The organism is Bacteroides sp. (genome assembly GCF_029057325.1).
Taxonomy (GTDB): Bacteria; Bacteroidota; Bacteroidia; order Bacteroidales; family Bacteroidaceae; genus Bacteroides.
Window position 1 is genome coordinate 1 of sequence record NZ_JAICZW010000095.1, and the last position, 6,879, is coordinate 6,879.

The window sequence follows — 6,879 nt, forward strand, 5'->3', positions numbered from 1 at the left end:
GCCCTTGAACAGACCGTTGCCGAAGGCAATCAGAAACAGGGCGAAGCATGTGAGCGACAACAGCCAGGTGGTGTTGCCTGCCGTGGCCAGGATAGGAATGGAGAGGATGATGTAGCCCGCCGCCATCACTATCAGACCTGATTTGATGGTGCCTTTGTAGTTCTGCGTACGGTCCGCTATCAGACCGCCCACCAGACTCAAGATGTAGATACCGGCATAAAAGAAAGAATAGATGGTACCGCTGGCACCTTCGCTCAGACCGAATTTAGAACAGAGGAACAACACCAGCACGGCATTCATAATGTAGTAACCGAAGCGTTCTCCCATGTTACTCAAAGCCGCCGTAAGCAACCCTTTGGGATGATTTTTAAACATAAAAATTAAGCTTTAAAAGTTAGTAAATTAGATTTGTTTCTTAAATAATAGTTGCAAATATAGGAAGTTTCGACTATTTTACAAAAAATAAGTTCCATCAATTGGCATTTCGCCATGTATGGAACTTACTATTATCACTTCCGCAAATTTCCGGACTTATGAGTTATCGGGAGTTTTCGCAATTCAATGTTGTCTGACTATACAAACAAAGTGCAAACCACCGCCCGTACCTCCTTTATCAAATCCTCCGGATTCAGTTTCAGCTGTAAGCCGCGCTGTCCGGCACTGATGTAGATGTAGGGGAACCGAAGGCACGACTCGTGGATATAGACGGGGAAAGGTTTCTTCATGCCGATGGGCGAACAGCCGCCACGGATGTAGCCTGTGAGGGGCAGCAGCTCCTTCATCGGAATCAGGTCGCACTTCTTGTTGCCCGACACCTTTGCCGCCAGCTTCAAATCGACTTCGTGCTCGCCGGGTATGACGCAGACAAAGTGTCCGGACTTGTCGCCATGGAGCACCAGCGTCTTGAAGACACAATCGATGTCTTCGCCCAAACTGGCCGCTACATGGACGGCACTCAAATCACTCTCATCCACTTCGTAGGGAATCAGTTCGTAGGCTATTTTAGCCTTGTCAAGCAGCCGCGCCGCATTCGTCTTGTTTATCTTCATAAGTAATAAGTTTTTTTATAAGGAGTTATCGGGAGTTAGAAGGAGTTATCGGGAGTTAGAAGGAGTTATCGGGAGTTAAAGGCCGATAGTTTAACTTATGGAAAGCGGAGTATCGGCCGATAACTCCTGTTAACTCCCGATAACTCCTTAAAATTCGCCATTCAATTCCGTTTGACTATAAATCTAAATCTCCTCTCTCAAGAACTTCGGCGTATAGCCTTTCTCGCTCTTTGCCACCTCTTCGGGCGTTCCGCAGGAGAGGAGTTCTCCCCCGCCCTTTCCGCCTTCGGGACCCATGTCGATGATATAGTCCGCCATCTTGATGACATCGAGGTTGTGTTCGATAACGATGACGGTGTTTCCCTTATCCACCAGGCGGTTCAGCACGTTCATCAGGACACGGATGTCCTCAAAATGGAGTCCGGTGGTGGGTTCGTCGAGGATGTAGAGGGTCTTGCCCGTATCGCGTTTGGAGAGTTCCGTGGCAAGCTTCACGCGCTGGCTCTCGCCTCCGGAAAGCGTGGTGGAGGATTGTCCCAACTTGATGTATCCCAATCCCACTTCTTGAATCACCTTTATCTTGTTCAGTATCTGAGGCACGTTCTCAAAGAACTCCACGGCCTGGTTAATGGTCATGTCCAGCACATCGGCGATGGATTTTCCCTTGAAACGCACTTCCAGGGTCTCGCGGTTGTATCGCTTGCCGTGGCACACCTCGCAAGGCACATATACATCGGGCAGGAAATTCATCTCGATGGTCTTGTAGCCGTTTCCCTGACAAGCCTCGCAGCGGCCTCCGCTGACGTTGAAGGAGAAACGTCCGGGCTTGTAGCCGCGTATCTTCGCTTCGGGCAGGCCGACAAAGAGGTTGCGGATGTCGGCGAAGACACCCGTATAGGTGGCGGGATTGGAACGGGGGGTACGTCCCAAAGGCGACTGGTCCACGTTGACCACCTTGTCGATGTACTCCAGTCCTTCGATGCTGTCGTACTCCAGAGGGTCTTGCAAGGAGCGGTAGAACTTCTGCGACAGGATGGGTTGCAACGTCTCGTTGATGAGCGTGGACTTGCCGCTGCCGGAGACACCGGTGACACAAATCAGCTTGCCCAACGGGAACTCTACATCCACGCTCTTCAGGTTGTTGCCTTTGGCGCCACGCAGCCACAGGCTGTGTCCGTTTCCCGGACGACGGACGGCCGGTACCTCGATGGCGCATTCCCCGTTCAGGTATTGGGAGGTGAGCGTGTGCGTCTGCAACATCTCACGGGGTGTGCCGGCAAAGACCACCTCGCCTCCCAAACGTCCCGCCTTCGGTCCCATGTCTATCACGTAGTCGGCGGCAAGCATCATATCCTTGTCGTGCTCCACCACGATGACCGAATTGCCTATGTCGCGCAGCTCCTTCAGGGAGTTGATAAGGCGCTGGTTGTCGCGCTGGTGCAGCCCGATGCTCGGTTCGTCGAGGATGTAGAGCACGTTCACCAGTTGGGAGCCGATTTGCGTGGCCAGGCGGATGCGCTGGCTCTCACCGCCGGAGAGGCTGACAGCCGTGCGGTTCAAGGAGAGGTAATCCAACCCGACATCGAGCAAGAACTTCAGGCGCGTGCGTATCTCCTTCAGAATCTCGCCGGCTATCTGCCGCTGCTTGCTGCTGAGGTAAGGGTCCACGTTCGAGAGCCACTCGTACAGCTCGCTGATGTCCATCGTGGAGAGCTCGTAGATGTTCTTGTCGTGGATGCGGAACGAGAGTGCCTCCTTGTTCAGTCTGGCACCGCGGCACTCGGGACAGAGGGCGGTCTTGGCAAACTGGTCCGCCCACTTCTGAGCCGTGGCGGAAGCGTCTTTATCTTGAAGCATCCGGATGTACTTCACCACCCCCTCGAAGGTGACGAAATAGTCGGACGAGGTGCCTATCAGGGAATTCTTTATCTTGATGCGTTCGTCCGACCCATAAAGCACTTCCTCAATCGCTTCGTCGGGCAGCTCCTTGACGGGTGTCTTCAAGGTGGCCTCATACTTTTCGAGCAAGGCGGCTATCTGCCAGAAAATCATGCTGTTCTTATACTTGCCCAACGGGGCGATGGCTCCTTCGGTTATGGAGAGTTCACGATCGGGAATCACCTTGTCGATGTCTATCTGGCTGACCACTCCCAACCCCTTGCACTTAGGACACGCGCCTTGCGGAGAGTTGAAGGAAAAATTGTGCGGTGCCGGTTCCCGGTAGGAAAGCCCTGTTCGGGGACACATCAGTTGCTTGCTGTAGTGACGCACCTCATTGTCCTGCCCATCGAGTATCATCATCAGCCCGTCGCCCTGACGCATGGCGGTGGCCACGCTGTTCTTCAGGCGGGTGTCATCCTTGTCGGCAACCACCAGCTTGTCTATCACCACCTCCACATCGTGGTTCTTGTAGCGGTCCAACTTCATGCCAGGCAAAGCCTCCCGCACCTCGCCATCCACACGGACATAGAGGTAGCCCTTCTTCCGCACCTGTTCGAAAAGCTCCTTGTAATGCCCTTTACGGCTGCGCACCAGCGGGGCGAGGATGTAGATGCGCTTCCCTTTGTAATCCTTCAGGATGAGGTCGAGAATCTGTTCTTCGGTGTATTTCACCATCTTCTCGCCCGACAGATAGGAATAGGCCTCTCCGGCACGGGCAAAGAGCAGACGGAGGTAGTCGTAAACCTCCGTTGTGGTGCCCACCGTGGAGCGAGGGTTCTTGTTCGTGGTCTTCTGCTCGATGGAGATGACCGGACTCAGTCCCGTAATCTTGTCCACATCCGGACGTTCCAGGTTTCCCAAAAAATTACGGGCGTATGCCGAAAACGTTTCGATGTAGCGCCGCTGTCCTTCGGCAAAAATGGTGTCGAAAGCCAACGAAGACTTGCCGCTTCCGCTCAACCCGGTAATCACCGTAAGACTGTTGCGGGGGATCTCGGCATCTATATTTTTAAGATTGTGCACACGTGCACCATACACATGGATGTATTCTGTCTCTTCTTGCATATTGTGTTACGCTCTGTTTTTTGTTGCAAAAATAACGGTTTCCCCCGAATCTCAGCCTAAAAGCTTCATTTTTCGATTTTGAAGCCCGCGATATTATTTCTTAACGCAATCCATTAGATAGAATTCTACAATATTCGTACCTTTGCGACTACTTTGGGAAATTGTAAACATAAACCAACAATTATTGAATGAAAACGATTAACCGCATTTTCTACTCCCTGCTGCTTGCCGGCGCATGCAGTTTCGGCGCAACCGCACAAGAGAACCAATCTTATTTTCTGCATACCATCGAAAAGGGGCAAAGCCTCTATTCCATCGCCAGCATGTATGGCATCAGTACGGCGGATATCATAAAACTGAATCCCGGAAGCGACGATAAGATATACACCGGACATACCCTGCGCATTCCGCGCAACACCAACGCCAACGAGCAAAAGGAGACCTACCACACCATCGCGGCAGGCGAAACGCTCTATCGGCTGACCGTGAAATACAACGTATCAGCCAAAGAGATTTGCGACGCCAACCCGGGACTGAGCGCCGCGAACTTCCGTGTCGGACAGGTCATCCGCATTCCTTCCGTCACCACGACAGGGGTTTCGGCTCCCGCCACAGGAAGCGACACCACGGTTGCGGAGAGCAACATCCCCGGTCCCGTAGAATCGCGTTGCCGCGACATGCACAAGGTGAAACGGAAAGAGACCATCTTCAGCATCAGCCGTGAATATGGTATCAGCGACGCCGAACTGATAGCCGCCAATCCGGAACTGAAAGGCGAGCCCAAAATAAAGAAAGGAAGCTTCCTCTGCATCCCCTACCCGAAGCAGGCGGAACAAGCTCCAAAGGTTCAAAACATACCTACCGACGCCGAACTGTTCAGCGAGAACAAGAAAGCGACAGAACGGTTTGCCGTCATCAAGGCAGCCGTTGTCCTCCCTTTCCTCGACGGTGTCTCCAAAGGCGAGTCGGCACGCATGGTGGAGTATTATGAAGGGCTGCTGATGGCGGTGGACAGCCTGAAGCGCACCGGCACTTCCATTGACCTCTATACCTACAATTCGGGACCTGAAAGCGCCTCCCTGAACTCCATCCTCGACAAAAGCGAAATGAAAGAGATGGACATCATCTTCGGTCCTCTGCACCAGCAGCACATCAAGCCACTGGCCGCATTTGCCCAAAAACACAACACACGCTTGGTGATACCATTCACCTCGAAAGACAACACCGTGTTCCAGAATCCGTCCGTCTATCAGGTGAATACGCCTCAGTCTTACCTGTATTCGGAAGTTTACGAACATTTTGTACGCCAATTCCCCAACGCCAACATCATCTTCATCGAGGCCACTCAAGGAACCAAAGAGAAGGCGGAATTCATCAAAGGCCTGAAGGAGACACTGAAGAGCCGCTCCATCCCGATGACAAGCCTCAAAGAAGATGCCACGGTGGAATCGCTGCAAGCAACGCTGCGTGCCGACCGGGAAAACATCTTCGTCCCCACATCGGGCAGCAACCTGACACTTATCAAGATACTCCCCCAACTCACCATGCTGGTGCGCGAGCATCCGGAAAGCCGTGTCCACCTGTTCGGCTATCCCGAATGGCAGACCTACACCAAAGACCACATCGAGGCATTCTTTGAGCTGGATACCTATTTCTACTCCTCTTTCTATACCAACAACCTGCTGCCCGCAGCCATCAACTTCACAAAGAGCTACCGCAAATGGTATGGCAAGGAGATGGACGAACGCTACCCCAAATATGGCATGTTGGGATTCGACACGGGCTACTTCTTCCTGAAAGGACTCTCCCGCTACGGCTCCGCCTTCGAAAAGAGCATGCAGGACATGAACTTAGTGCCTATCCAGACCGGCTTCAAGTTCCAACGGGTGAACAATTGGGGTGGATTCGTCAACAAGAAGGTATTCTTCGTCCGCTTCACGAAGGACTTTGAACTGATAAAGCTGGATTTTGATTAATGAAATGGCGATAAGTGACAGGTGATAATTTGTAATTGCATTGTATTCCGAATGAAAATAAAAACAATCATAGGTACTATACTACTGGCAAGCGCAGGTGCTTTGCCTATACACGCACAAGTGGGCGAACAGCGCCACAACTTTGCCATCGGCATCAACGGCGGCATCAACATGAACAGTGTCAGCTTCTCCCCCACCATCAAGCAGAAGAGCCTGATGGGAATGACAGGCGGACTGACAGCCCGATACATCTCTGAAAGATATTTCAAGATGATTTGCGGTGCGCAGATAGAAGTGAACTACACCCAACGCGGTTGGGACGAGTATTACGAAGATTATCCGGAATTGGGCTATACCCGTACGATGAACTATGTGGAGATTCCCTTCCTGGCACATCTGGCATTCGGCAAAGAGCGCGGTATGCAGTTCTTCATCCATGCCGGCCCGCAAATAGGCTTCTTCCTCAGCGACAGCGAGAAATCGGAAGGCGATTGGGACTCTCCTGAACAAAACCTCACGACAGAACAGCACGACAAAGCCATCGACAACAAATTCGACTATGGCATTGCCGCCGGAGCCGGCGTAGAGCTTCGCACCAAAGCCGGCAATTTCTTGCTGGAAGGAAGATACTACTACGCCCTGTCCGACTTCTACGGCAACAGCAAAAAAGACTTCTTCGCCCGTTCCGCCCACGGAGGCATCACCGTAAAGCTCGCTTATCTGTTCGACTTAAAGAAATAGGAATATAACAAGGATTCTGAGGAAGCTTATCCGGGCGTTTATCGGAAACCGCAGCCGATAGCCCTGTTCTTCCACAAAACAAAGAAAAAGGGAGGTGTGTCTGACAC

Annotated in this window: 4 protein-coding genes and 1 pseudogene; 2 read left to right on the forward strand and 3 right to left on the reverse strand. The window is 52.2% G+C overall.

Translation table 11 applies throughout. From position 1 onward, the window contains the following. From K2G43_RS05670 to uvrA, 3 genes and pseudogenes are all read right to left on the reverse strand, one after another. Positions 1–375: pseudogene (locus K2G43_RS05670) on the reverse strand (MFS transporter); the annotation flags it as partial. 197 nt (positions 376–572) lie between these two features. Beyond that, positions 573–1,049 (reverse strand): Cys-tRNA(Pro) deacylase, encoded by a 477-nt coding sequence (ybaK, locus tag K2G43_RS05675; RefSeq protein ID WP_297644458.1) that lies wholly within the window; start codon positions 1,047–1,049, stop codon positions 573–575. A gap of 183 nt (positions 1,050–1,232) precedes the next feature. Beyond that, positions 1,233–4,055 (reverse strand): excinuclease ABC subunit UvrA, encoded by a 2,823-nt coding sequence (gene uvrA, locus K2G43_RS05680; protein WP_300153444.1) that lies wholly within the window; start codon positions 4,053–4,055, stop codon positions 1,233–1,235. Positions 4,056–4,243: 188 nt separating this feature from the next. Between uvrA and K2G43_RS05685 the strand changes: the two genes are divergently transcribed. After that, positions 4,244–6,031, forward strand: a complete 1,788-nt coding sequence (locus tag K2G43_RS05685; RefSeq protein ID WP_300153446.1) for a LysM peptidoglycan-binding domain-containing protein — start codon at positions 4,244–4,246, stop codon at positions 6,029–6,031. Between the two features lie 51 nt (positions 6,032–6,082). After that, the gene (locus K2G43_RS05690) at positions 6,083–6,772 is read left to right on the forward strand and encodes a porin family protein (RefSeq protein ID WP_300153448.1); all 690 of its coding nucleotides are present in this window, start codon (positions 6,083–6,085) and stop codon (positions 6,770–6,772) included. The last annotated feature ends 107 nt before the right edge of the window (positions 6,773–6,879 follow it).